Here is a 25,781-nt window from a genome sequence, read left to right on the forward strand (position 1 = left end):
CGCGAGCCGCTGCCGGTACAGCCGAAGCATCTGCACGACACGCCACCGGAAGTGCGCGAAGGAGGGCCGCCCATGGCCGTCGACTACACCGTGATCGTCGTCTATCTCGCCGGCATGCTGGCGATGGGCTGGTGGGGCATGCGCCGCGCCAGGTCCAAGAGCGAGTTCCTGGTGGCCGGACGCCGCCTCGGTCCCGTCATGTACTCCGGGACCATGGCGGCCATCGTGCTCGGCGGCGCCTCCACCATCGGCGGGGTGGGCCTCGGGTACCGGTACGGGCTCTCCGGCGCCTGGATGGTCTTCACCATCGGCCTCGGCCTGCTCGCCCTGTCGGTCTTCTTCTCCGCCCGCATCGCCCGCCTGAAGGTCTACACCGTCTCCGAGATGCTGGACCTGCGCTACGGCGGCCGGGCCGGGGTGATCTCGGGCGTGGTCATGTGGGCGTACACCCTCATGCTCGCGGTGACCTCCACCATCGCCTACGCCACGATCTTCGACGTCCTGTTCGACCTGAACCGCACGGTCTCGATCGTCATCGGCGGCGCGATCGTCGTCGCGTACTCGACCCTCGGCGGGATGTGGTCCATCACGCTGACCGACATGGTGCAGTTCGTCGTCAAGACCATCGGCGTGCTGCTGCTCCTGCTGCCGATCGCCGTCGTGAAGGCGGGCGGCTTCGGCGCGATGCGGGCCGAGCTGCCCACCTCGTACTTCGACCCGCTGGGCATCGGCGGCGAGACGATCTTCACGTACGTGCTGATCTACACGTTCGGCATGCTGATCGGGCAGGACATCTGGCAGCGCGTGTTCACCGCCCGCGGCGACACCACGGCCAGGTGGGGCGGGACGGCGGCCGGCACCTACTGCCTGGCCTACGCCCTCGCCGGCGCGGTGATCGGCACGGCCGCCAAGGTGCTCTATCCGAAGCTGGGCAACCCCGACGACGCCTTCGCCACCATCGTCAAGGACGAACTCCCCGTCGGCGTGCGCGGACTGGTGCTGGCCGCCGCCCTGGCCGCCGTGATGTCGACCTCCTCCGGCGCCCTGATCGCCTGCGCCACCGTCGCCAACAACGACATCTGGTCACGGCTGCGCGGCCTCGTGCGCCGGGACGGCGAGGAGCCCGACGAGGTGGGCGGCAACCGCGTCTTCATCCTGGTCATGGGGGTGGCGGTGATCGGCACGGCGATCGCGCTGAACAACGTGGTCGAGGCGCTCACCGTGGCCTACAACCTCCTCGTCGGCGGCCTGCTGGTGCCCATCCTCGGCGGCCTGCTGTGGAAGCGCGGCACGGTCCAGGGCGCGCTGGCCGCCGTCACCGTCGGCGGTCTCGCCGTCATCGGCCTGATGGCCGGCTACGGCATCCTGGCCAACGAGCCCGTCTACTACGGCCTGCCGGCCTCCCTGGCGGCCTACGTCGCCGTCTCCCTGGCCACCCGGCCCACCGACGAGGCGGTCCTCGCCGCCTGGCGCGAGCGCCTCGCCGGACGGTCACCCGAACTCGCGTCCGAACCGGTCCCGGCTCACCAGTAGAGTCGTCCGGAAAGCAGTACATGCGCGACGAAGCGCAGGAAAGAAGGCATTCCACCATGAGCAGCAACGAGACGCCCCGCGGCCCCGTCGACTCCTCCCGCGTCCCGCGGTACGCCGGCCCCGCCACCTTCGCCCGGCTGCCCCGCCTGGACGAGGTCGGCACCGCCGACGTCGCCGTGGTGGGCGTGCCGTTCGACTCCGGCGTCTCGTACCGGCCGGGCGCCCGCTTCGGCGGCAACGCCATCCGCGAGGCGTCCCGGCTGCTGCGCCCGTACAACCCGGCGCAGGACGCCTCCCCGTTCGCCCTGGCGCAGGTCGCGGACGGCGGTGACATCGCCGTGAACCCGTTCAACATCAACGAGGCCGTGGAGACCATCGAGGCCGCCGCCGACGACCTGCTCGGCACCGGCGCCCGGCTGATGACCCTCGGCGGCGACCACACCATCGCGCTGCCGCTGCTCCGCTCGGTCGCGAGGAAGCACGGCCCGGTGGCCCTGCTGCACTTCGACGCCCACCTCGACACCTGGGACACCTACTTCGGCGCCGAGTACACCCACGGCACGCCGTTCCGCCGCGCGGTGGAGGAGGGCATCCTCGACACCTCCGCCCTCTCCCACGTCGGCACCCGCGGCCCGCTCTACGGCAAGCAGGACCTCACCGACGACGAGAAGATGGGCTTCGGCATCGTCACCTCGGCGGACGTCTACCGCCGCGGCGCCGACGAGGTCGCCGACCAGCTCCGCCAGCGCATCGGCGACCGCCCGCTGTACATCTCCATCGACATCGACTGCCTGGACCCGGCCCACGCGCCCGGCACCGGCACCCCGGAGGCGGGCGGCATGACCTCCCGCGAACTGCTGGAGATCCTGCGCGGGCTGGCCTCCTGCAACCTGGTCTCGGCGGACGTGGTCGAGGTCGCCCCGGCGTACGACCACGCCGAGATCACCTCGGTCGCCGCCTCCCACACGGCCTACGAACTGACCACGCTCATGAGCCGCCGGATCGCGGCGGCCCGGAAGGACGCGGAAGCGAAGTGACCCACGACCACGACCTGGTACTCCGCCCGACCGAGGCGCAGATCGCCGCCGCCCTCGACCCGCCCCAGGGGCGCAACGGCGGAGACCTGGTCGTGGAGACGCTGGCCGGGCTCGGCGCGACCACCGTCTTCGGTCTGCCCGGCCAGCACGCGCTCGGCATGTTCGACGCCCTGCGCCGCTCGTCCCTGCGCTACGTCGGCCTGCGGGTGGAGAACAACGCGGGCTTCGCGGCCGACGCGTACGGCAGGATCACCGGCGAGGCGGCCCCGCTGCTGCTCTCGACCGGCCCGGGCGCGCTGACGTCACTGGCCGCGCTCCAGGAGGCGGCAGCGGCCAGCGCGCCGGTGCTGGCGATCAGCAGCCAGATCCCGACGGCGGGCCTGGGCGGCGGCCGGCACGGCTACCTCCACGAACTCGCCGACCAGGCGGCCTCGTTCCGGGGTGTCGTCAAGTCGGTCCACACCGTCCGCACCCCGTCCCAGATCCCCTCGGCCGTCGCGGCGGCCTGGAAGTCGGCGCTGACGGCCCCGCACGGCCCGGTGTTCGTGGAGATCCCGCAGGACGTCCTGCTGGCCGAGACCTCGCTGCCCGTGGTGACGGCCCCGGACGCGACCCCCGAGGACCTGGTGCCGCGCCCCGAACTGACGGCGGTGGCGGCCCACCTGCTGTCCCGCGCCGCCCGCCCGGTGATCGTCGCGGGCGGCGGAGTGGTGCGCGCGGACGCCTCCGGCAAACTCCTGCGCCTGGCGGAGAAGCTGGACGCGCCCGTGGTCACGACCTTCGGCGGCAAGGGCGCCTTCCCCTGGGAGCACCCGCTGTCCCTTCGGTCCTGGCTGGAGGACCGGCACACCACGGACTTCCTGGAGGATGCCGACGTCCTCCTGGTGGTCGGCTCCGGACTCGGTGAACTCTCCTCCAACTACCACACGTTCAGGCCCCGCGGCCGGGTGATCCAGATCGAGGCCGACCTCGGCAAGCTGGAGTCCAACCACCCGGCGCTCGGCATCCACGCGGACGCCCGGCCGGCCCTCCAGGCCCTGCTGGAGACGGTGGAGGAGCGGACGGACGAGACGGCGCCGCACCGGGTGCGGGAGCTGCTCGCGAAGGTCGCCGACCGCATCGCGTCCCAGGAACTGACGCTGGAGCAGGACGTGTTGGCCTCGGTCCGCCGCGCCCTGCCCGCCGGCTCCCCGTCCTTCTGGGACATGACGATCCTGGCGTACTGGGCCTGGTCGGCGTTCGACCCCCGGGGCGCCAACACCATGCACTCGGCCCAGGGCGCCGGCGGCCTCGGCTACGGCTTCCCGGCGGCCCTCGGCGCGGCGGCGGCGGACCCCACGCGCCCGGTCCTGGCGGTCTCCGGCGACGGCGGAGCGCTCTACTCGGTCGCCGAACTCGCCACGGCCCGCCAGTACGACCTCCCCGTCACCTGGCTCATCGTCGACGACGGCGGCTACGGCATCCTCCGCGAGTACATGACGGACGCCTTCGGCCAGGCCACGGCGACGGAACTGACCCGCCCCGACTACGCGGCCCTGGCGGAGTCCTTCGGCGTCCCGGGCCTCCGCACGACCCCGGAAACCCTGGAGGCCGACCTGGCGAAGGCCCTGGCGACCCCCGGCCCCTCGGTCCTCGTACTCCCCGCCGTACTCCGCATGTTCGCCCCTACCCACCTGGGCTGAACGGGGGCGGCATCGGCAACTCCGCCCAGACCGCCTTGCCGATGCCGTGCCGCCGGGGGCAACAACCCCAGCGCGTCGCCAGGGCGCTGATGATGGCGAGGCCACGGCCCTGCTCGTCGTCGGCCGCCGCCTCTCTCGGCACCGGCCGGGTCCGGCCGGCGTCGGCGACCTCCACACGCAGCCGCCCCTCGCACCGGGCGACACGCACTCCGATCTCCCGACCGGCCGGTGTCCGCGCGTGCCGGATGGCGTTGCTCATCAGTTCCGAGAGCAGTAGCCCGGCCGTGTCGGCGAGGTCGCCGTCGACTCCCCATGCGGCAAGCTGCCCGCGAAGCAGCTCGCGAGCACGTCCGGCGCTGCGCGGGTCGTGGGGTAACCGCCACTGGACCTCGGTCGTGACGGGAGCTTCGGGTGGCGTAGCTACGGTGTCGTCGGACACGGGACCTCCGAGGTGATCAGGATGTGAATGAAAAGGCCTACATCTCTAGAGATGTAGGAAGTAAAGCCGGTGGCTCCGTCCAGCGCAATGCATCTCTAGAGATGTGAGCCGTAGTGGCCGTAGGTGACCGCTGTCTGACTGGGGGTGCGAGACCTTTGATGCCTAGGATGTCTAGAGATGATCGAGGGAGAAGTCTGGATGAGCAGCCGGGACTCGGGGCGCCAGCCCAAATATCAGCGCATCGCCGCGGAGTTGCGTGCGGCTGTCGAGGCCGGACGGTACGGGCCGGGCGACCGGCTCCCCGGTGAGAACGACCTGATGGCCGCGCACGGGGTCGCCCGGATGACGGCTCGGCAGGCGCTGGGTGTGCTCCAGGCGGAGGGCATCGCCGAGGCGCGCAAGGGCGCCGGGGTGTTCGTCCGGGACTTCCGGCCCGTCCGCCGCCGCGGAATCGAGCGTCTCGCGCGTGCGCGGTGGGGTGAGGGGCGCTCGGTGTGGTCGGCCGACATCGGTGACCGGGAGCTGGTTGTCGACTCCGTGGAGGTGTCGGAAGGGGTGGCGCCGGCCGTCGTGGCGGCGGTCATGGGACTGGAGGAGGGTGTGACCGTCTGCATTCGACGGCGTCGCTTCGTCCTCGACGGCAAGCCGGTGCTGTTGTCCACGTCCTACCTTCCGGCCGACCTCGTGGCGGGCTCCCCGATCACGCGGCCGGAGACGGGGCCCGGTGGAACGTACGCCAGGCTCGCGGACCTCGGTCACGGTCCGGTCCGCTTCCGTGAGGAGATCCGTTCCCGGATGCCCGCACAGGGGGAAGCCGAGCGGCTGGCGCTGCCGTCCGGAGTGCCGGTGGTGCTGATCGTGCGCACCGCCTTCGATGCCGAGCGGCGGGTCGTCGAGGTGAACGAGATGGTGCTGGACTCGGCCGCTTATGTGCTGGAGTACGACTTCGAGGCATGAACCGTGTGGCCGCCGCACAGGCGGCAAGTGCGGTGCGTTCCGCATGACTTGACGTCGTGAGGTGCCGACTTGGCCGGGCGGTCGCTCCGTCCGGTCGCGTTGGCACCTCGGTCGTCCTCGTACTCCCCGCCGTACTCCGCATGTTCGCCCCCACCCACCTGGGCTGAACGGGGGCGGCAGCGGCGGCTCGGTGCCCCCTCGGCGGTCCGGGCAACCCCTTTTCCGAACGCGCGTGCAACTTTCGATCCCCTTGGCGAGTCCAGTCAGGTAGCGCACGGGTGCGCTCAACGGCGTTCAGGGGGACGCCCGTACGACGTTCGAGGGGAAATTCATGACTTACCGGACATCCGGTCGGGCCGGTGTGCTCGCGGCCGCCGTCAGTGCCGCGCTGCTCATACCGGCCGTCACCGCCGCCACCCCGGCCGCCGCGGCCACGCCGGCCGTGGCCTGCACCTCCGCCAAGGCGGGCCTGGCCGACAAACTGAAGAAGGACATCACGGCCGCGCTGGCGAACCGCAAGGGCACCGTCGCCATCGGTCTGTACGACCGCAGCACCAAGACGACCTGCACGCTGCGGGCCACCAGCGCCTACGACTCGGCCAGCACCGTCAAGGTCACCGTGCTCGCCACGCTGCTGTGGGACGCCAAGAAGCACAACCGGTACCTGACGACCACCGAGCAGTCGCTCGCCAAGGCCATGATCACGCAGTCGGACAACAACGCGACCAGCAAGCTGTGGAAGCAGCTGGGCACGACGAAGATCAAGGGCTTCCTGGCCGCCGCGGGCATGACCAAGACCGTGCCGGGCGCGAACGGCTACTGGGGGCTGACGCAGGAGAACGTGGGCGACGAGCAGAAGCTCCTCAAGCTGATCACCGCCAGGAACAGCGTGCTCAGCGACAACTCCCGCGCCTACATCCTGAAGCTGATGGGCCAGGTCGTCTCCTCGCAGCGCTGGGGCACCCCGGCCGGCGCTCCGTCCCAGGTCGCCGTGCACGTCAAGAACGGCTGGCTCCAGCGCTCCACCCACGGCTGGCGGGTGCACAGCCTGGGCACCTTCAACGGCGCCGGCCACGACTACATGATCACGGTGCTCACGCAGGACAACAGCACCATGGACTACGGCGTCACCACCATCCAGAACGTGGCCAAGGCGATCCACAAGGACCTGGTGCCGACCACCGCGGGCGTCACCCGCTTCACCCCGACCAGCGAGCCGCGCGAGGCGTTCGTCGCCGTGCCGCCGCAGGGCTGATCCAAGCCGTGCCGCCGCAGGGCTGATCCAAAGGGAAGACAGGGCCGCTGCGGGGGCGATCTTTTACGGCACGGCTTCCCCACGGACACACTTCCGTCCTACGGTCCCCCGCATGCACCTCAGAACCGTACTCACCGGCCTCGTCGCCGGCCTGGCGGCGGCCACCTGCCTCACCGCCGGGCCGGCCGCCGCCGACTCGCACGCCGGCCGGACCGGCCAGGACTGTTCGCCGTACGTCTCGCTCGACCGCTTCTCCGACGCGCTCGACAAGACGACGTACGACGGCTCCTACGTCGGCAACTTCTCCGCCCTCGCCACCGACCGGGACGGCTCGCTCGCGGCCCTGTCGGACCGCTCGGACCTGTTCCGCCTGGACGCGCGCACCCTCCGGCCGAAGGCCGTCGTCCACCTGGCCGACGAGAACGGCGCCGACCTGGACTCCGAGGGCCTCGTCATCGACCGCGACGGCACCCGGCTCATCAGCTCCGAGGTCGAGCCCTCCGTGCGCCGCTACTCCGCCGACGGCAAGATCCTCGACCGGCTGCCGGTGCCGCCCGCGCTCCGGGTCACCCCGGCGGGCCGGGCCGCCGTCAACCAGACCTTCGAGGGCCTGACCATGCTGCCCGGCGGCCACACCCTGCTGGCCTCCATGGAGTACGCGATAGCGGGTGACAGCACCGGGACCCTCCGCTTCCAGACCTGGGAGCGCCACCGGGGACGCTTCGTGCTCGGCGCCCAGTACGCCTACCGCACCGACGCCGCCGGCCTCGGCGTCCCCGAGGTCCAGGCCATCCCCGACGGCCGCCTCCTCGTCCTGGAGCGCGGTTTCACCCCCGGCGTCGGCAACACGGTCCGCCTCTACCTGGCCGACCCCCGGCACGCCACGGACACCAGCGGCGTGGAGAACCTGACGGGCCAGGCCGGCGTCCGGCTGATCAAGAAGACCCTCCTGACGGACATCGTCAGCTGCCCCTCCCTGGGTGCCACCGCGAAGCAGCCCCAGCCCAATCCGCTGCTGGACAACATCGAGGGCATGACGATCACCGGCCGGGACGCCTCGGGCCGCCTGAAGGTCCTTCTGGTGAGCGACGACAACCACAACGCGGAACAGACCACCCGCTTCTACTACCTGCGGGTACGCGTCTGACCGCGGCCCCCGGCCTTGTTGCGGAGGGATGAAATCCGCTCCCTTCGGCGTTGGTGTCTTCCGGACGAGCAGGACGACAGGAAGGCACCGGCGTGGTACCGCAACGGGGATGGGCGAGACGGCTGGCGGGCTATGCCTGGCGCTACCCGGCGGACGTGATCCTCGCCCTCGGCTCCTCGCTCGCCGGCATGGCGGTCATGGCCGTCGTCCCGCTGATCACCAAGGTGATCATCGACGATGTGATCGGCGGCCACACCCGCGCCATGGCCCCCTGGGCCGGTGCCCTGGTCGGCGCGGCCGTCCTCGTCTACGTCCTCACCTACGTCCGCCGCTTCTACGGCGGCCGGCTCGCCCTGGACGTCCAGCACGACCTGCGGACCGCGATGTACGCCACGATCACCCGGCTGGACGGCCGCCGTCAGGACGAGCTGTCCACCGGGCAGGTCGTCGGCCGGGCCACCAGCGACCTCCAGCTGATCCAGGGCCTGCTCTTCATGCTCCCGATGACCATCGGGAACGTGCTGCTCTTCCTGATCTCCCTGGGGATCATGGCGTGGCTGTCACCGCCGCTGACCCTGGTCGCCCTGGCCGTCGCGCCCGCCCTCGGCTGGATCGCCAGACGCAGCCGCAGCAGGCTGCACCCCGCCACCTGGTACGCGCAGGCCCAGGCCGCCGCCGTGGCCGGCGTGGTGGACGGCGCGGTGAGCGGCGTCCGGGTGGTGAAGGGCTTCGGACAGGAGGACCAGGAGACCGGCAAGCTGCGCGAGGTCGGCCGCCGGCTGTTCGCGGGCCGCCTGCGCACGATCCGCCTGAACAGCAGGTTCACCCCGGCGCTCCAGGCCGTCCCGGCGCTCGGCCAGGTCGCCATGCTGGCCCTCGGCGGCTGGCTCGCCGTACGCGGCCACATCACGCTCGGCACCTTCGTCGCCTTCTCCACCTACCTGGCCCAGCTGGTCGGCCCGGTCCGGATGCTCGCCATGGTGCTCACCGTCGGCCAGCAGGCCCGGGCCGGCACCGAGCGCGTGCTGGAGCTGATCGACACCGAGCCGACGCTGAAGGACGGCACCAAGGAGCTGCCCGCCGACGCGCCCGCGACCGTCGAGTTCGACGACGTCTCCTTCGGCTACCACCACGACCGCCCCGTCCTCCAAGGGCTCAGCTTCGAGATCCGGTCCGGCGAGACCCTCGCCGTCGTCGGCTCCTCCGGCTCCGGCAAGTCGACCGTCTCCCTGCTCCTGCCGCGCTTCTACGACGTCACCCACGGCGCCGTCCTGATCGGCGGCCATGACGTCCGCGAGCTGACCCTGGACTCGCTGCGGGCCGCGATCGGACTCGTCCCCGAAGATTCGTTCCTCTTCTCGGACACCGTCCGGAACAACATCGCCTACGGCCGCCCGGACGCCACCGCGGAGGAGATCGAGGCCGCCGCCCGCGCCGCCCAGGCGGACCGTTTCATCGCCGAGCTGCCCGACGGCTACGACACCAAGGTCGGCGAACAGGGCCTCACCCTCTCCGGCGGCCAGCGCCAGCGCATCGCGCTCGCCCGCGCCCTGCTCACCGACCCGCGCCTGCTCGTCCTCGACGACGCCACCTCCGCCGTCGACGCCCGGGTGGAACACGAGATCCACGAGGCCCTCAAGCACGTCATGCGGGGCCGTACCACCCTGCTCATCGCCCACCGCCGCTCCACCCTGAACCTCGCCGACCGCATCGCCGTCCTGGACGGCGGCCGGCTCGCCGACCTCGGCACCCACGAGGAGCTCCAGGAGCGCTCCGCCCTCTACCGCCGCCTGCTCGCCGACCCGGACGAACTGGGCGGGGTCTCCCCGGGCCGCGCCCCGGCGGCCGAACCCGCCGAGGACACCTCCCTCCGCGAGGAGCTGGACGCCGAGTTCGACGCCGAGCGGGGCGTCACCCCCCGGCTGTGGACCGGCGACCGCGCACCCAGGGACCTGGCGCTCGCCGGCACCCCGGCCACCCCGGAACTGCTCGCCCAGGTCGAGGCGCTGCCCCCGGCCGACGACACCCCGGACATCGACGAGAGCCGCGCGGTCCTGCCCGAGGACTCCTACGGCCTGCGCCGGCTGCTGCATGGCTTCCGGCTGCCCCTGCTGGTCAGCCTGCTGCTGGTCGCCGTGGACGCGGGCGCGGGCCTGCTGCTGCCGGTGCTGATCCGGCACGGCATCGACTCCGGTGTCACCAGGATGGCGACCGGCGCGGTGTGGTCCGCCTCCCTGCTCGCCCTGCTGACCGTGCTGGTGCAGTGGGCCGCGCAGATCGGCGAGACCCGGATGACCGGCCGCACCGGCGAACGCGTCCTGTACTCCCTGCGCCTGAAGATCTTCGCCCAGCTCCAGCGGCTCGGCCTGGACTACTACGAGCGCGAGCTGACCGGCCGGATCATGACCCGCATGACGACCGACGTCGACGCCCTGTCGACGTTCCTCCAGACGGGGCTGGTCACGGCGTTCGTCTCGGTCGTCACCTTCTTCGGCATCATGGTCGCCCTGCTGGTGCTCGACGTGCGGCTCGCCCTCGTCGTCTTCGCCACCCTGCCCCCGCTGGCCGTGGCCACCTTCTTCTTCCGCCGGGCCAGCGTGAAGGCGTACGAACTCGCCCGCGAGCGCGTCTCGACGGTCAACGCCGACCTCCAGGAGACCGTCGCCGGGCTGCGGATCGTGCAGGCCTTCCGGCGGGAGCGGGACGGCGGACGGCGGTTCGCCGGGCGCAGCGCGGACTACCGCCGCGCCCGCATCCGCGGCCAGCGGCTGATATCGGTCTACTTCCCGTTCGTCCAGCTGCTCTCCTCGGTCGCCGCGGCGGCCGTGCTGATCGCGGGCGCGGGCCGGGTGGAGGCGGCCACCCTCACCACCGGCGCGCTGGTGGCCTACCTGCTCTACATCGACCTGTTCTTCGCCCCCGTCCAGCAGCTCTCCCAGGTCTTCGACGGCTACCAGCAGGCCACCGTCTCGCTGGGCCGCATCCAGGAGCTGCTGCGCGAGCCCACCTCCACGCGCTCCGCCGGCGAACCCCTCGACGTGCTCTCCCTGCGGGGCGACATCGCCTTCGAGGACGTGCGCTTCGCGTACGGCCCCGCGGACGCGCCCGAGGAGGCCCTGTCCGGCATCGACCTCGCCATCCCGGCGGGGCAGACGGTGGCCTTCGTCGGCGAGACCGGCGCCGGCAAGTCGACCCTCGTCAAGCTGGTCGCGCGGTTCTACGACCCGACCGCCGGGCGGGTCACGGTCGACGGCACGGACCTGCGCGACCTGGACCTCACCGCCTACCGGCACCGGCTCGGGGTCGTGCCGCAGGAGGCGTACCTCTTCCCGGGCACCGTCCGCGACGCCATCGCCTACGGCCGTCCCGACGCCACCGACGCCGAGGTGGAGGCGGCGGCCCGGGCGGTCGGCGCGCACGAGATGATCGCCCTGCTGGAGGGCGGTTACCTGCACGAGGTCGCCGAACGCGGACGCAACCTCTCGGCGGGCCAGCGCCAGCTGATCGCCCTCGCCCGCGCCGAACTGGTCGACCCGGACATCCTGCTCCTGGACGAGGCCACGGCCGCCCTCGACCTGGCCACCGAGGCGCAGGTCAACCAGGCCACCGACCGCCTGGCGGGCCGCCGCACCACCCTGGTGGTCGCGCACCGGCTGACCACGGCGGCGCGCGCCGACCGGGTGGTGGTCATGGACCACGGGCGGGTCGCCGAGGACGGCACCCACGAGGAGCTGCTGGCCCGCGGCGGCCGGTACGCCGAGCTGTGGCGGACCTTCGTCGGCCGGTCGGAGCCGGAGGAGCCGGTGGGCGTGACCCGCTGAGGGATCGGGCCGGGGCGGATCGCTGACGGCCGTGCAACCATCCGACACATCCGCGCGTCCGTACAGCAGTACGGGCACGGGGGTGTGCGAGCGGTACGGGGAGGACGACAGTGGGCAGTGGTGCGATACGCCGGCGGATGGCGCTCGGTGCGGCCGTGCTGGCCGCGTCCGGCGCGTTGGCGCTGACGGCGACGGGGACGGCGCAGGCCGCGTCCGGCGGCTGCGGCGGGCGCGAGGTGCGGACGCTGCCGTTCAAGACCGGTGTCACCCACGTCTACAAGCGCGACGGCTACCTCTGCGCCGTCACCGTCGCCAGACACCCCGGGTCCGCCCGGACCATGTCGGTCAGCGTCCAGGCCCGGGGCAGCCGGCCGGTCGTGGACCAGGGCCGCTACAGGATCCAGGCCGGCCCGGTGACCGTGCAGGCCGGCCACCGCTGCGTCTGGATCAAGGGCGCGGTGGGCGGGTCCTCGGTCAGCTCCGGCTGGATCCTGTGCTGAGCCGCTGAGCCGCTGAGCCGCTGAGCCGCTGAGCCGCTGAGCCGGGTCCCCGGGCCTGGTACGTGGTCCGGGGGCCCGTCAACACCCCCTGGTGGGACAGCGGTTGCTGGGATAGCTTCCGGCGCACATCCGTCTCACAGGGGAGAGTGCGCATGCGCAAGGCGCTCAGATGGCTGCTCGCGCTCCTGGTGTGCGTGGGCACGCCGGGCACGACGGCCGCCGCGGCCACCGCCGCCGCATCCGAGCCCACCGACATCAAGGACCGGCTCCTGTCGATACCCGGCATGAGCCTGATCGAGGAGAAGCCGTACCCCGGCTACCGCTACTTCGTCCTGAACTACACCCAGCCCGTCGACCACCGCCATCCGGACCGGGGCACCTTCCGGCAGCGGATCACCGTGCTGCACCGGGACACCAGCCGTCCCACGGTCTTCTACACCAGCGGCTACAACGTCTCCACGACCCCCTCGCGCCGCGAGCCCACCCAGATCGTGGACGGCAACCAGGTCTCCCTGGAGTACCGCTTCTTCACCCCGTCCCGCCCCGACCCGGCCGACTGGTCCAAGCTCGACATCTGGCAGGCGGCGAGCGACCAGCACCGCGTGTACCGGGCGCTGAAGGGCATCTACCCCGCCAACTGGCTGGCCACCGGCGGCTCCAAGGGCGGCATGACGGCCACCTACTACGAGCGCTTCCACCCCGGTGACATGGCCGGCGTCGTCGCCTACGTGGCCCCGAACGACGTCGTGAACGACGAGGACTCGGCCTACGACCGGTTCTTCGCCCGCGTCGGCACCAAGGAGTGCCGGGACCGGCTGAACGCCGTACAGCGCGAGGCACTCATGCGGCGCGCGCCGCTGGAGCAGCGGTACGCGCGGTACGCGGCAGACGAGGGCTACACCTTCGACACCGTCGGCAGCCTGGACAAGGCCTACGAGGCGGTCGTCCTCGACTACGTCTGGGGCTTCTGGCAGTACAGCCTGCTGAAGGACTGCGACACGGTCCCGGCGGACGCGGCCACGGCGAGCGACGAGGAGATCTGGGACTCGGTCGACGCCATCTCCGGCTTCTCCGCCTACACCGACCAGGGCCTCGCGCAGTACACGCCGTACTACTACCAGGCGGGCACCCAGCTGGGCGCGCCGACCATCCACTTCCCGTACATCGAGAAGCGGCTGATCCGCTACGGCTACCAGCCGCCGCGCGAGTACGTGCCCCGCTCCGTCCCGATGCGCTTCCAGCCGGGGGCGATGCGGGACGTGGACACCTGGGTACGGCACCACGCCACGCGCATGCTCTTCGTCTACGGCCAGAACGACCCCTGGGGGTCGGAGCGCTTCCGGCTCGGCGCGGGCGCCCGTGACTCCTACGTCCTCACCGCGCCCGGCCTGAACCACGGGGCGAACGTGGCGGGCCTGGTCCCGGACCTAAGGAGCCTCGCCACGGCCCGCATCCTCGACTGGGCGGGCCTGCCGCCGGCCACCGTCGCCCAGGCCAGGCCGCTGGCCGGGTACGACGCGAAGCTGGACGTCCGGGACCCGGAACGGGAGCCCGCGCTCAGGCCCTGAGCGGCTGAGCGGCCGGCTAGTACGTCAGCCCATGGCCGATCGGGTACAGCACCCGCGCCGGGTCGTCCGCCCGCTGCACCGGAACCGGCAGCCTCCCGCGCGGTGCCACCCGTCCGGCGATGACCCGTGCGGCGGCGCGCAGTTCGACGTCCGTCCAGCAGTACGTGGCCAGACAGGCCCGGGCGGACGGCAGGTGCGCGATGTCGTACGGGTTGCGGATCGCGACCACCGCCACCGGTCCGCCCGCCGCCAGCAGGCGCTCCACCAGCGTCCGCTGGGAGCTGTCCGCCGTCACGTTGTAGGTGGCGACGACCACCGCGTCCGCGTCCCGCGCCGCCGCGACCGCCTTGTCGACGGTCGCGGCGGAGGGCGCCGTGCCGGTGGACAGGGCCGTGGCGGTGAACCCCAGCCCGGTCAGGGCGGCGGCCAGGACACCGGTGGGCGGGCCGGTGGTGCCGGACGGGGAGGCCGGGTCGGCGCCGACCACCAGCACCCGGGGCTCCCGGCGGCGGTCGAAGGGCAGTGTGCCGCCCTCGTTGACCAGCAGGGTCGTGGTGCGTTCGGCGATGCGGTCGGCGGTGGCCAGGTGGGACCGGGTCCCCACGGTGCGGTCGACGCCCAAGCGGCGGGTGTAGGGGTCGTCGAGCAGCCCGCGCCGGGCCTTCAGCCGCAGGATGCGCAGGATCGATTCGTCGAGCCGGGCCTCGGTCAGCTCGCCGTCCCGGACCGCCTTCAGCACCGCGTTCCAGGCCACGTCCAGCGACGGCGGGTTGAGCAGCTGGTCCACCCCGGCCTTGAGCGCGAGCACCGGCACCCGGTCGTCGCCGTACTTCGAGCGCACGCCCTGCATGCCGAGCGAGTCGGTGATCACCACCCCGTCGTAGCCGAGTTCCCCGCGCAGGATGCCGGTGAGGATCGGGCGGGACAGGGTCGCGGGGTCACCGGAGCCGTCCAGGGCCGGGAACTGGATGTGCGCGGTCATGATGGAGTCGATCCCGGCCGCGATCGCCGCCCGGAAGGGCACGGCGTCCAGCTCCTCCCACAGCTCCCGGCTGTGCGTGATGACCGGGAAGCCGTAGTGGCTGTCGACGGCGGTGTCCCCGTGGCCCGGGAAGTGCTTGGCGGTCGCCGCCACCCCGGCCGCCTGGTAGCCCTTCACCTCGGCGGCGACCAGCGCGGCGACCGCGTCCGGGTCGGCGCCGAAGGAGCGGACCCCGATCACCGGGTTGGCCGGGTTGACGTTGACGTCGGCGTCCGGGGCGTAGTCCTGGTTGATGCCCATCGCGCGCAGCTCGGCTCCGGAGATCCGGCCGAGGGTGCGGGCGTCGGAGCGGGAGCGGCCCGCGCTGATCGCCATCGCGCCGGGGAACAGGGTGGCGGGCTTGCCGATCCGGCAGACCGCGCCGTGCTCCTGGTCGGTGGCGATGAGCACCGGCAGGCCGCGCGGCTGGTCCAGCGCGGCCCGCTGGATGCCGTCGGACAGCTCGGCGATCTGGTGCGGGTCGCGGGTGTTGTGCGCCCACGTGAAGTAGATGATGCCGCCGACCCGGTACTTCGCGATCAGCTCGGCGGCGGTGCGGACGCCGATCTCCTTCAGGTTGGCGTCGATATCCGCCTGGTCCGGGGCGGTGGCGGAGTGGCCGTAGACCCGCATCACGAAGAGCTGGCCGACCTTCTCCTGAAGCGTCATACGGGAGATCAGGGCGCGCAGCCGGCGGTCGTCGGCCGCGTCGGGGGCGGCCTGGGCGGTCGTCGGGACGGTCAGCGCGGCGGTGAGACCCGCGGTCGCGGTGAGGACGGCGCGTCTGGACGGCCGCGCGGTGCTTCCCGTCCGCGTATCGCTTCCGCTTCCGCTTCCACTTCCGGTGCCGCTGCCCGTGTCGGTGTCGCTTCCCGTGCTGGTGTCGTGCACGTGCGCTCCTTCCGGAGGAGAACCGCTGAAGGAAACTTCCAAGGAGTCACCAATATCCGGGAAGTTTCTTTCCGTCAAGGGACCGCACAGTAACCAGCGGGGGGCCGCCGACCGCGGACGCACGGGGCGCGCGTCCAGCTCCCGGAAGGCTCGGACGGGGGCGCGGGCGAGCCGTCATCATGGCGATCATGCCCGCAGTCGACATCCCCGGTTCCAAGTCCGTCACCGCCCGCGCGCTCTTCCTCGCCGCCGCAGCCGACGGCGTCAGCACCTCGTACGGCCCCTGCGCTCCGACGACACCGAGGGCTTCGCCGAGGGCCTGATCCGGCTCGGCTACCGGGTCGGGCGCACCCCCGACGCCTGGCGGATCGACGGCCGCCCGCAAGGCCCGGCCCGCCCCGAGGCCGACGTCTTCTGCCGGGACGGCGCCACCACCGCCCGCTTCCTGCCCACCCTGGCCGCCGCCGGCCACGGCACCTACCGCTTCGACGCCTCCCCGCAGATGCGCCGCCGCCCCCTCGGCCCGCTCACCCGTGCCCTGCGCGACCTCGGCGTCGACCTGCGGCACGAGGAGGCCGAGGGCCACCACCCGCTCACCGTCCACGCGTCCGGCGTCGAGGGCGGCGAGGTGGTGCTGGACGCCGGCCAGTCCTCCCAGTACCTGACCGCGCTGCTGCTGCTCGGCCCGCTGACCCGCACCGGACTGCGGATCCGGGTCACCGACCTGGTGTCCGCGCCGTACGTGGAGATCACCCTCGCGATGATGCGGGCGTTCGGCGTGGACGTCGTCCGGGACGGCACGGTGTACGACGTCCCGCCCGGCGGCTACCGGGCCACCACCTACCCGATCGAGCCGGACGCCTCCACCGCGAGCTACTTCTTCGCCGCGGCGGCCGTCACCCCGGGCCGCGAGATCACCGTGCCCGGCCTCGGCGCGGGCGCGCTCCAGGGCGACCTGGGGTTCGTGGAGGTGCTGCGCCGGATGGGCGCGGAGGTCACCGTCGCCGAGGACCGCACGACCGTACGCGGCACCGGCGAACTGCGCGGCCTGACCGTGAACATGCGGGACATCTCCGACACCATGCCGACCCTGGCCGCGATCGCGCCGTTCGCCTCCGGACCGGTCCGCATCGAGGACGTCGGCAACACCCGGGTGAAGGAGTGCGACCGTCTGGAGGCCTGCGCGGAGAACCTGCGGCGGCTCGGCATCGGCGTGAGCACCGGCCCGGACTGGATCGAGATCCGGCCCGGCACGCCCGCGCCCGGCGTCGGCATCAAGTCCTTCGGTGACCACCGCATCGTGATGTCCTTCGCCGTCGCCGCCCTGCGCACACCCGGTCTGACCTACGACGACCCCGGCTGCGTCCGCAAGACGTTCCCCGGCTTCCACGAGGCGTTCGCGGCGCTGCCCGCCGCCGGCTGACGGCGGCCGGGTCCGGGGTCGGGCGGTCCGCGCCGCTCAGGGCCCGGCCGGCTCCGCCGCCGGGGCGTCGCCGCCCCGCAGTCCGGGGGTCGTGGTGGCGACGCCGGCCACCGCCAGCACGCACAGCACGCCCCCGGTCACCAGGGCGGTCGCGCCGGAGGTCCAGCCGGCGAGCAGACCGCCGCGCACGTTGCCGAGGCTCGGGCCCGCCTGGCCGACGATCTGCTCGGCCGCGGTGACCCGGCCCAGCAGCGCGTCCGGGGTGCGGGTCTGCACGATCGTGGAGCGGGCGACCACCGCCGTGGCGTCCGCCGCCCCGGCGACCACCAGCAGCGCCAGACCGGCCCAGGCGCTGGTCGCGAGGCCGAAGAGGACCAGCGCCACGCCCCAGGCGGCGGACGCGCACAGCATCACCGGACCCGGCCGCCCGAGCCGGGTCAGCGAGCCGGACAGCGCGGTCGCCGCGACACCGCCCACCGCGAGCGCCGACAGGAACAGCCCGAGGGTGCGCGGGTCGCCGCCGAACCGCTCGTCGTTGACCAGCGGGAACAGGCTCACCGGGAACGACAGCACGGTGGCGGCCAGGTCGGTGATCAGCGCACCGCGCACCACCCGGTGCCCGGTCAGGAACCGCAGCCCGTCCAGCGCGCCGCCCAGCCCCGGCCGCGACGGCTCGCCCTCGGGCGGCAGCGCGGGCAGCCCGAAGGCGCCGTAGAAGGAGAGGCCGAAGCTCAGGGCGTCCAGCAGGTAGCAGACGCCGATGCCGAACCAGCCCAGCAGCACCCCGGCCAGCGCGGGCCCGAGCAGCATCATCGCCTGCCCGCCGACCTGTTGCAGCGCCAGCCCGGCGGCCACCTGCTCCTTGGGCAGCAGACGCGGCAGGAACACCCCGGCGGCCGGGGCGCCGAGCGCGCCGAAGGCCGACTGCGCGGCGACCAGCGACAGCACCCCGGCCACCGGGACCCGCCCGGTGAAGCCCTGCGCCGCGAGCGCCAGGGAGCAGACCGCCTGGCCGACGGTGGCCGTCAGGTAGACCCGCCGCCGGTCGGCCCGGTCCGCCCAGGCCCCGGCGAACAGTCCGAACACCACCAGCGGCAGCGCCTGCGCGAGCCCCACCGCGCCGGTCCAGGCGGTGCTGCGGGTGGTGTCCCACACCTGGTACATGACCGTCACCATGGTCATGAACCCGCCCAGCACGGACACGGTCCGGCCGATCAGCAGCCGCCGGAAGACGGGGGAGGTGCGCAGCGGCCGTACGTCGATGAGCGAGCGGCTGAGACTCATGAGCGGAGGCGGGCGCACGGCCCCGGCTGCGGGATCACCGGGGGAGGCTACCCGGGTACGGACCCGCGGGCCAGCGAATTGAGGGCCCGGGCCGCCCCGACGCCCCGGCTCCGGCTACGCCGCCTCGTCCAGCGTCCGCAGCAGGTGCTCGCGGCCCCCGTCCAGCAGCTCCGCGAGCGGCGGAGCCGCCTCGTGCCAGCGCTTCTCGTACTCCCAGCACAGCCAGCCGTCCCAACCCCGCCGGGCGAGGACGTCCACGCACTCGCCGAGCGGCAGCACCCCGGCGCCGAGCGGCAGCGGGGCGGTGTCCTCGGCGGAGGCGATGTCCTTGACCTGGACGTAGCCCAGGTGCGGGGCGAGGGCCGCGTAGCTGTCCGGCGGCTGCTCCCCGCCCAGCCAGGTGTGCATCACGTCCCACACCGCGCCCACCTGCCGGTGTCCGACCGGGCCGAGGATCCGGATGGCGTCGGCGCCCGTGGGGTGCGAGTCGTGGGTCTCCAGCAGGACGCGCACACCGAGCGCGGCGGCGTCCTCGGCGGCGGTGCCGAGCCGCCGGGCGGCGATCGCGTCCGACTCCTCCCGAGGCCGGTCCGGGTCGGCGCCCGGGAAGACGCGGACGAAGGGCGCACCCAGGTCGTGGGCGAGGCGCAGCAGGTCCCGGATCTCCGCCAGCACGGGCGCGTCCTCGCCCGGCGCGGCGACACGCGCGTACCCCGCAAGGCACAGCGCCTCGACCCCCGCACCCCGGAACAGGGCCGCGGTCTCCGCGCGTTCGGCGGGACCCAGCCCCGGATGCACCGGTTCCTCGGGGTGGGCGCGCAGCTCGACACCGTGGTAGCCGTGCGCGGTCGCGAGGGCCAGAACCTCAGGGACGGACAGACCGGGGACACCGAGAGTGGAGAACGCCAGCTTCATGAAAACGGCACGTACCCCGCCCGAACCCGGACCATGCCCCCGTCACCACCACCCCATGGGCGAGCGCCCCGGACACCCCCCAGGGGCGCGGGGAACTGCGCGCCCAGCCGCACCCGCCCGGCATCCGGCGAACAACCGTCCCCCTCACCCTCCCCGGGCCACTTGCCCGGCACGCCGGCCCTAGAAGAACACCCCGCAGCGCAGCAGCACGTTCGCGTACGGACGCGCCTCCCCGGTGCGGACGATCAGCCGGGCGCCCGCCGTCAGTTCCTTGAGCCGCTCGTGCGAGACCATGGTCAGCTCCGGGAAGCGGCCCTCCAGCAGGGCCGCCGCCTCAGGGTTGGCCGCCCGTATCTCCTCCGCCGCCGTCGCGCCCTCCACCACCAGCTCGGCCAGCAGTCCGTCCAGCACCTCGGCGAACGACGGCACACCCGCCCTGAACGCGAGGTCCACCAGGTTGGCCCCGGCCGGGATCGGCATGCCCGCGTCGCAGATCAGCACCCCGTCCCCGTGCCCCAGCTCGGCCAGCGCGCCGGACAGCCGCCGGTTGAGGATTCCCGCCTTCTTCACCGGACCTCACCCCGCTCCCCGGCACTGCCCAGGGCGTCGACCTCCGCGGCCGTCGGGTACGACTCCTGCGCGCCCCGCCGGGTCACGGCCGCCGCGCCCACCCGGGCCGCGTAGGCCGCCGCCTCGGCCAGGCCGGCGCCCGTGCCCAGCCGCCAGGCCAGCGCCGCGGTGAACGCGTCGCCCGCACCGGTGGTGTCCACCGCGTCCACCTTCACCGACGGCACCCGGGTCACGCCCGAGGCGTCGCACACCAGCGCCCCCTCGGCGCCCAGCGTCACCACCACCGAGCGCGGCCCCGCGGCCAGCAGCAGCCGCGCCCAGTCCGCGGGGTCGTCGCCGCCGTGGGCGTCACCGAGGATCACCCGCGCCTCGTGCTCGTTCACGATCAGCGGGTCGCAGGCCGCCAGCACCTCCGCGGGCAGCTCGCGCGGCGGGGACGGGTTCAGCACGAAGCGGCTGCCCGGCGCCAGCGCCCGTACCACCTCCACGACCGTCTCCAGCGGGATCTCCAGCTGCGCCGAGACCACCCGGGAGGCGCGGACCAGCCCGGTCGCCGCCCGGACGTCCTCGGGCAGCAGCCGCGAGTTGGCGCCCGGCGACACCACGATGCTGTTGTCGCCGCCGGGGTCCACGGTGATCAGCGCGACGCCCGTCGGTGCGCCGCCCGACAGCACACCCGCCGTGTCGACCCCGGCCGCGCGCAGGGAGTCGAGCAGCAGCCGTCCGTGGCCGTCGTCGCCGACCCGCGCCAGCAGGGCCGTGCGCGCGTCCAGCCGGGCCGCGGCGACCGCCTGGTTGGCGCCCTTGCCGCCCGGGTGCACGGCCAGGTCGCCGCCGAGCACCGTCTCGCCGGCGGCGGGCCGCCGCTCGACGTCGATCACCAGGTCGGCGTTGGCCGAACCCACGACCAGAAGGTCGTAGTCGTACATCAGTTGACTCCCCTGAGAGAAGACCTCGGGCGGGCCGTCCCGGAAAGCGTCCGGGGCGGCCCGCCCGTCCATGGTGTGTCAGCCGGTGAAGCCGGCCACGTTCTGCTTGGTGACCACCTTTACCGGCACCTTCACCGTCGGCTCCACCTTCTTGCCCTGGACCGCCTTGAGGGCGTTGTCCACGGCGATCCGCCCCAGCTGCGAGGGCTGCTGGGCGACCGACGCGTACAGCGTGCCGTCCTTGACCGCCGTCAGTCCGTCCGGGGTGCCGTCGAAGCCGACCACCTGCACGGACCGGCCCGCCTTGGAGCCGAGCGCCTTGACCGCGCCGAGCGCCATCTCGTCGTTGGCGGCGATGACGCCCTGCACGTCCGGGTGGGACTGGAGCAGGTTCGACATCACGTCCAGGCCCTTGGTCCGGTCGAAGTCGGCGGGCTGCTGGGCCAGCACCTGGATGCCGGGGTACTCCTTGAGGCCCCGGGCGAAGCCGGCCGCCCGCTCCCGGGCCGCCGAGGTGCCGGCCTGGCCCTGGAGGATGACGATCCTGCCCTTGCCGCCCAGCTTCTCCGCGATGGTCTTGGCGGCCAGCTCGCCACCGGCGACGTTGTCGGAGGCCACCAGGGTGTCCACGGTCGCCTTGTTGACGCCCCGGTCGACGGCGATGACCGGGATGTGCGCCTTGTCGGCGGCCTTGACGGAGTTGCCGGCCGCGTCCGAGTCCACCGGGTTGACGATGATCGCGCCCAGACCGGAGCTGGTGAAGTTCTGCAACTGGTTGGCCTGCTGGGAGGCGTCGTTCTGCGCGTCGGTCACGGTCAGGTCCACGCCCAGCTTCTTCGCCTCGGCCTGGGCACCCGACCGGATCTGCACGAAGAACGGGTTGTTGAGCGTGGACAGGGACAGGCCCATCCGCGGGTTGGCCGACGCCGGGGAACCGCTGTGCAGGAAGGAGGTGGCGCCGACGACCGCGATGGTGACCACGGCCGCGAGCGCGTACGTCGCCGCCTGCCTGCCCTTGTTCCCGTTGCCCGCGCCGGCGGCCGGCGCCGTCGCCCCGGCCTTGCGGCGCACGGTGTCCAGCAGCACCGCCAGCGCGATCACGACACCGATGACGACCTGCTGCCAGAACGCCGACACCGAGAGCAGGTTGAGGCCGTTGCGCAGCACCGCCAGGATCAGCGCGCCGATCAGCGTGCCCGACGCCTTGCCGGTACCGCCCGCGAGCGAGGCACCGCCGATGACGACCGCGGCGATCGCGTCCAGCTCGTAACCGTCGGCGGCCTGCGGCTGCGCCGAGGACAGCCGGGAGGCGAGCACGACGCCCGCGACGGCGGCGAACAGCCCGGACAGGGCGTAGATGGCGAGCTTCTGCTTGCGCACGCGCAGCCCGGACAGGCGCGCGGCCTCCTCGTTGCCGCCGATGGCGTACATGGACCGGCCGATGTAGGTCCGGCCGAGCACCACCGCGGCGATCAGCCCCATCAGCACCATGACCAGCACCGGCACCGGCAGCCAGCCGCCGAGGGTGTCCCCGAGGTGGGAGACGGAGTCGGGGAAGGCGATGGGGGAGCCCTGGGAGATCACCAGGGCGAGACCGCGGCCCACCGACAGCATGGCCAGCGTCGCGATGAACGGCGGCAGCTTGCCGTAGGCGATGAGGAAACCGTTCACCAGGCCGGCGACGATGCCGGTGGCGACCGCCATCACGACCGCGAGCGCGACCGGCACCCCGTGCGAGGTGGCGCTCCAGGCCAGCACGGTCGCCGACAGCGCGGCCACCGAGCCGACGGACAGGTCGATGCCCGCGGAGACGATCACGAAGGTGACGCCGAACGCGAGGATCGCGGTCACGGCCGCCTGCACACCGATGTTGAGCAGGTTGTCCGTGGTCAGGAAGTCCCCGGACAGCGCCGACAGGGCGATGACGAGGACGATCAGCGCGGTGAGCGCGCCGTTGTCCAGGAGCAGCCGGCGCAGGGCCCCGGGGGCGCCACTCGCGCCCGGCTTGCTCTTGAGCGTGTCAGTGGCCACGGGGGGCCTCCTTCTCGGTGGTGGGGGTGGAGACGGCGAGGGACATCACCGCGTCCTGTGTCGCTTCGTCCGCGGAGAGTTCGCCCGCGATCCGGCCCTGGGCCATCACCAGCACCCGGTCGCTCATGCCGAGCACCTCGGGCAGATCGCTGGAGATCATCAGGACGGCTGCGCCGGCGGCCGTCAGTTCGTTGATTAGCTGGTAGATCTCGACCTTGGCGCCGACGTCGATGCCGCGCGTCGGCTCGTCGAGGATCAGCACCTTGGTGTCGGCCAGCAGCCACTTGCCGATGACGACCTTCTGCTGGTTGCCGCCGGACAGGGTCCGCACGTGCTGGCCGAGGCCCGCCATGCGCACCCCGAGCTGCCCGGCCATCCGCTCGGCGGCCGCGTACTGCGCCTTGCGGTCCACGACGCCGGCCCGGGTCGCCGACCGCAGGGTCACCAGCCCGAGGTTCTCCGCGACGGAGGCGTCCAGCACGAGCCCCTGGCCCTTGCGGTCCTCCGGCACGAGCCCGATCCCGGCGGCCATCGCCGCGTTGACGTCGTGCCGCCTGAGCCGGTCGCCGGAGACCCGCACGGTGCCGTCGTCGTAGGGGTCGGCGCCGAACACGGCCCGCACGACCTCCGTCCGCCCGGCTCCCACGAGCCCCGCGATGCCGACGACCTCACCGGCGTGCACCTCGAAGCTCACGTCGTGGAAGACCCCGTCCCGGGTGAGTCCCTCGACGCTGAGCAGCGCGGCGCCCTTCTCGGCCCGCTCGCGCGGGTACTGCTGCTCGATGGAGCGTCCCACCATCAGCCGTACGAGTTCGTCCTCGGGCGTACCGGCGGGCACCTGTCCGACGCTGCGGCCGTCCCGGATGACGGTGACCCGGTCCCCGAGGGCGGCGATCTCCTCCAGGTGGTGCGTGATGAACACGACGCCCACGCCGTCGGCGCGCAGCGACCGCACGATGGCGAAGAGCTTCTCGACCTCCTCCGAGGTGAGTACGGCGGTCGGCTCGTCCATGATGAGCACGCGCGCGTCCAGGCTGAGCGCCTTGGCGATCTCGACCATCTGGAGGCGGGCGATGCCGAGTTCCCGCACCCGCGCGCAGGGCGGTACGTCGACGCCCACGCGCGCGAGGAGCACCTCGGCGTCGGCCTCCATCTTCTTCCGGTCGATCATCCCGAAGCGGCGCGGCTGCCGCCCCAGGAAGATGTTCTCGGCGACGGTCAGGTCCGGTACCAGGTTGAACTCCTGGTAGATGGTGGCGATCCCGAGCCGCTCGGCGTCCTGGGCTCCGTGGATGCGCACCTCCTGACCGCCGACGCTGATCCGCCCGGAGTCGGGGGTGTAGGCCCCGGAGAGCATCTTGATGAGGGTGCTCTTGCCGGCGCCGTTCTCACCGAGCAGCACATGGACCTCGCCCCGGCGCAGGTCGAAGTCGACGCCGTCGAGCGCGACCACGCCGGGGAAGGTCTTGCGTATGCCCTCGATGCGCAGCAACTCGTCCGGGTTGCTCACGGCCTGCTCCTCTGCACTGACGTGCTCCTTTGCACTGGGGAGGGGGAGGGTGGGAAGGGTGGGGGAGTGGCCGGCTCACCGCACGAGCGACGCACGACGAGCCGGGCGGGCAGTGTCACGGACCGCGGGGTACGGCCCTCGATCCGGTCGACCAGCGCCCGTACGGCGGCCCGCCCCAGCTCACCGGTCGGCTGGGCGATCGCGGTGACCGGCGGGTCGGTGTGCACGAACCACGGGATGTCGTCGAACGCGGCCAGCGCGATGTCGTCGGGCACGCGCAGCCCGCGCGCGCGTACCGCGTCCAGCGCGCCGAGCGCCATCAGGTTGTCGGCCGCGAAGACGACGTCGGGAGGTTCCGGCAGGTCCAGGAATCCCTCGGTGACCCGCCGCCCGCTCTCGGCCTGGAAGTCGCCCTGTCCGACGCAGGCCTCGGAGAGCGCGAGTCCGTACTCGGCCAGGGCCTCGCGGAAGGCCGCGACGCGCTCGCTGCCGGTGGTGGTGGCGGCGGGTCCCGCGATGATCGCGAGCCGCCGGTGCCCGAGGGCGTACAGGTGCGCCACCAGGTCCCGGACGGCCGCCCGCCCGTCGGCCCGTACGACCGGCACGTCCACGCCCGGGATCCACCGGTCCACGAACACCATGGGGGTGCCCGCGCGGGCGGCGTCGAGCATCAGCGGCGAGCCGCCGTCGGTCGGCGAGACCAGCAGTCCGTCGATCCGCCGGTCGAGCAGGTTGCGTACGTGGTGGTCCTGGAGCTCGGGCCGCTCGTCGGCGTTGCCGATGATCACGCTGTAGCCGAGCGCGCGGGCCTCTTCCTCGACGGATCGGGCCAGCTCGGTGAAGTAAGGATTCAGCACGTCGCTGATGACCAGTCCGAGGGTGTGGGTCTGGTCGGTGCGCAGGGACCGGGCGACGGCGTTCGGGCGGTAGCCCAGCGCGGCCACGGCGGCCAGCACGCGGGTGCGTGCGTCGGCGCTGACGGACGGGTGCTCGTTGAGCACCCGCGACACGGTGGCCACGGACACGCCCGCCGCTGCGGCGACATCCTTGATGCTCGCCATCGCCGGTTCCACCTCCTTGTGGACTCGGGAAGTCGTGGAATCGATTACACGACCTCGTACAGAGGATTGGAAACGATTACATGAGGTTCGGCAAGCCCCCTCCGGCATCCCGAAACCGGATCGTGACCGACCGCTTGTGAATCCAGGCGGCTCAACCGCGCGGGGTGGCCGAACATTCCCGGGCGGGTGGCGGGTGGCGGGTGGCGG

General features: G+C 72.8%; 18 protein-coding genes and 1 pseudogene. 10 read left to right on the forward strand and 9 right to left on the reverse strand.

Features of this window, described 5'->3' with window-relative positions; all coding sequences use genetic code 11:
- Positions 1-72 precede the first annotated feature (72 nt).
- The 3 genes from IF37_RS0115355 to IF37_RS0115365 are packed head-to-tail and all read left to right on the forward strand — an operon-like array spanning position 73 to position 4,252.
- On the forward strand, positions 73-1,533 hold the full coding sequence (locus IF37_RS0115355; protein ID WP_030742162.1) for a sodium:solute symporter: 1,461 nt from the start codon (positions 73-75) through the stop codon (positions 1,531-1,533).
- Positions 1,534-1,589: 56 nt separating this feature from the next.
- The gene (gene speB / locus IF37_RS0115360) at positions 1,590-2,570 is read left to right on the forward strand and encodes an agmatinase (RefSeq protein ID WP_030742164.1); all 981 of its coding nucleotides are present in this window, start codon (positions 1,590-1,592) and stop codon (positions 2,568-2,570) included.
- Positions 2,567-4,252, forward strand: coding sequence for a thiamine pyrophosphate-binding protein (locus IF37_RS0115365; RefSeq protein ID WP_030742166.1), 1,686 nt, complete (start codon positions 2,567-2,569; stop codon positions 4,250-4,252). Before speB ends, IF37_RS0115365 begins: the two co-directional genes overlap by 4 nt.
- Here the strand turns inward: IF37_RS0115365 and IF37_RS0115370 are convergent.
- Positions 4,236-4,691 (reverse strand): ATP-binding protein, encoded by a 456-nt coding sequence (locus IF37_RS0115370; RefSeq protein WP_079165749.1) that lies wholly within the window; start codon positions 4,689-4,691, stop codon positions 4,236-4,238. The genes IF37_RS0115365 and IF37_RS0115370 overlap by 17 nt on opposite strands.
- A gap of 198 nt (positions 4,692-4,889) precedes the next feature.
- On the opposite strand from IF37_RS0115370, the gene IF37_RS0115375 reads away from it, so the two are divergent.
- The 6 genes from IF37_RS0115375 to IF37_RS0115400 all read left to right on the forward strand — a co-directional run bounded on the left by IF37_RS0115375 (position 4,890) and on the right by IF37_RS0115400 (position 13,939).
- Positions 4,890-5,648 carry a GntR family transcriptional regulator gene (locus tag IF37_RS0115375; RefSeq protein WP_030742171.1) on the forward strand — a complete coding sequence of 253 codons (759 nt, stop codon included), beginning with the start codon at positions 4,890-4,892 and terminating at the stop codon, positions 5,646-5,648.
- 331 nt (positions 5,649-5,979) lie between these two features.
- Complete coding sequence (locus IF37_RS0115380; RefSeq protein ID WP_030742173.1) at positions 5,980-6,903, forward strand: serine hydrolase; 924 nt, start codon at positions 5,980-5,982, stop codon at positions 6,901-6,903.
- A gap of 112 nt (positions 6,904-7,015) precedes the next feature.
- Complete coding sequence (locus IF37_RS0115385) at positions 7,016-8,050, forward strand: esterase-like activity of phytase family protein (RefSeq protein ID WP_030742175.1); 1,035 nt, start codon at positions 7,016-7,018, stop codon at positions 8,048-8,050.
- Positions 8,051-8,142: 92 nt separating this feature from the next.
- Positions 8,143-11,871, forward strand: coding sequence for an ABC transporter ATP-binding protein (locus tag IF37_RS0115390; RefSeq protein ID WP_030742177.1), 3,729 nt, complete (start codon positions 8,143-8,145; stop codon positions 11,869-11,871).
- A gap of 110 nt (positions 11,872-11,981) precedes the next feature.
- Positions 11,982-12,371, forward strand: a complete 390-nt coding sequence (locus IF37_RS0115395; protein WP_030742179.1) for a hypothetical protein — start codon at positions 11,982-11,984, stop codon at positions 12,369-12,371.
- A gap of 152 nt (positions 12,372-12,523) precedes the next feature.
- On the forward strand, positions 12,524-13,939 hold the full coding sequence (locus IF37_RS0115400) for a S28 family serine protease (RefSeq protein ID WP_030742181.1): 1,416 nt from the start codon (positions 12,524-12,526) through the stop codon (positions 13,937-13,939).
- 16 nt (positions 13,940-13,955) lie between these two features.
- On the opposite strand, the gene IF37_RS0115405 is transcribed toward IF37_RS0115400, so the two are convergent.
- Entirely contained in the window at positions 13,956-15,851 is a 1,896-nt protein-coding gene (locus IF37_RS0115405) for a glycoside hydrolase family 3 protein (RefSeq protein WP_030742183.1), read from the reverse strand.
- Between the two features lie 188 nt (positions 15,852-16,039).
- Here IF37_RS0115405 and aroA point away from each other — a divergent pair.
- Positions 16,040-17,274: pseudogene (gene aroA / locus IF37_RS39440) on the forward strand (3-phosphoshikimate 1-carboxyvinyltransferase).
- A 36-nt stretch (positions 17,275-17,310) separates the two neighbouring features.
- On the opposite strand, the gene IF37_RS0115415 reads toward aroA, so the two are convergent.
- The 7 genes from IF37_RS0115415 to IF37_RS0115445 form a co-directional block, all read right to left on the reverse strand.
- A complete protein-coding gene (locus IF37_RS0115415; protein ID WP_030742185.1) occupies positions 17,311-18,558 on the reverse strand; it encodes an MFS transporter in 1,248 nt (415 codons plus the stop codon).
- Positions 18,559-18,672: 114 nt separating this feature from the next.
- Positions 18,673-19,473: a sugar phosphate isomerase/epimerase gene (locus tag IF37_RS0115420; protein WP_030742187.1), complete on the reverse strand. Its 801-nt coding sequence runs from the start codon at positions 19,471-19,473 to the stop codon at positions 18,673-18,675.
- A gap of 180 nt (positions 19,474-19,653) precedes the next feature.
- Positions 19,654-20,043 (reverse strand): D-ribose pyranase, encoded by a 390-nt coding sequence (rbsD, locus tag IF37_RS0115425; RefSeq protein ID WP_030742189.1) that lies wholly within the window; start codon positions 20,041-20,043, stop codon positions 19,654-19,656.
- Positions 20,040-20,972, reverse strand: coding sequence for a ribokinase (locus IF37_RS0115430; protein ID WP_030742191.1), 933 nt, complete (start codon positions 20,970-20,972; stop codon positions 20,040-20,042). The genes rbsD and IF37_RS0115430 overlap by 4 nt, the downstream gene beginning before the upstream one ends.
- Positions 20,973-21,050: 78 nt before the next feature.
- Complete coding sequence (locus tag IF37_RS0115435; protein ID WP_030742193.1) at positions 21,051-23,003, reverse strand: substrate-binding domain-containing protein; 1,953 nt, start codon at positions 23,001-23,003, stop codon at positions 21,051-21,053.
- Positions 22,993-24,513 carry a sugar ABC transporter ATP-binding protein gene (locus IF37_RS0115440; RefSeq protein ID WP_030742195.1) on the reverse strand — a complete coding sequence of 507 codons (1,521 nt, stop codon included), beginning with the start codon at positions 24,511-24,513 and terminating at the stop codon, positions 22,993-22,995. Before IF37_RS0115440 ends, IF37_RS0115435 begins: the two co-directional genes overlap by 11 nt.
- Complete coding sequence (locus tag IF37_RS0115445) at positions 24,510-25,574, reverse strand: LacI family DNA-binding transcriptional regulator (RefSeq protein WP_030742197.1); 1,065 nt, start codon at positions 25,572-25,574, stop codon at positions 24,510-24,512. Before IF37_RS0115445 ends, IF37_RS0115440 begins: the two co-directional genes overlap by 4 nt.
- Positions 25,575-25,781: the final 207 nt, after the last annotated feature.

The organism is Streptomyces sp. NRRL S-31 (assembly GCF_000718775.1).
Classification (GTDB): Bacteria; Actinomycetota; Actinomycetes; order Streptomycetales; family Streptomycetaceae; genus Streptomyces.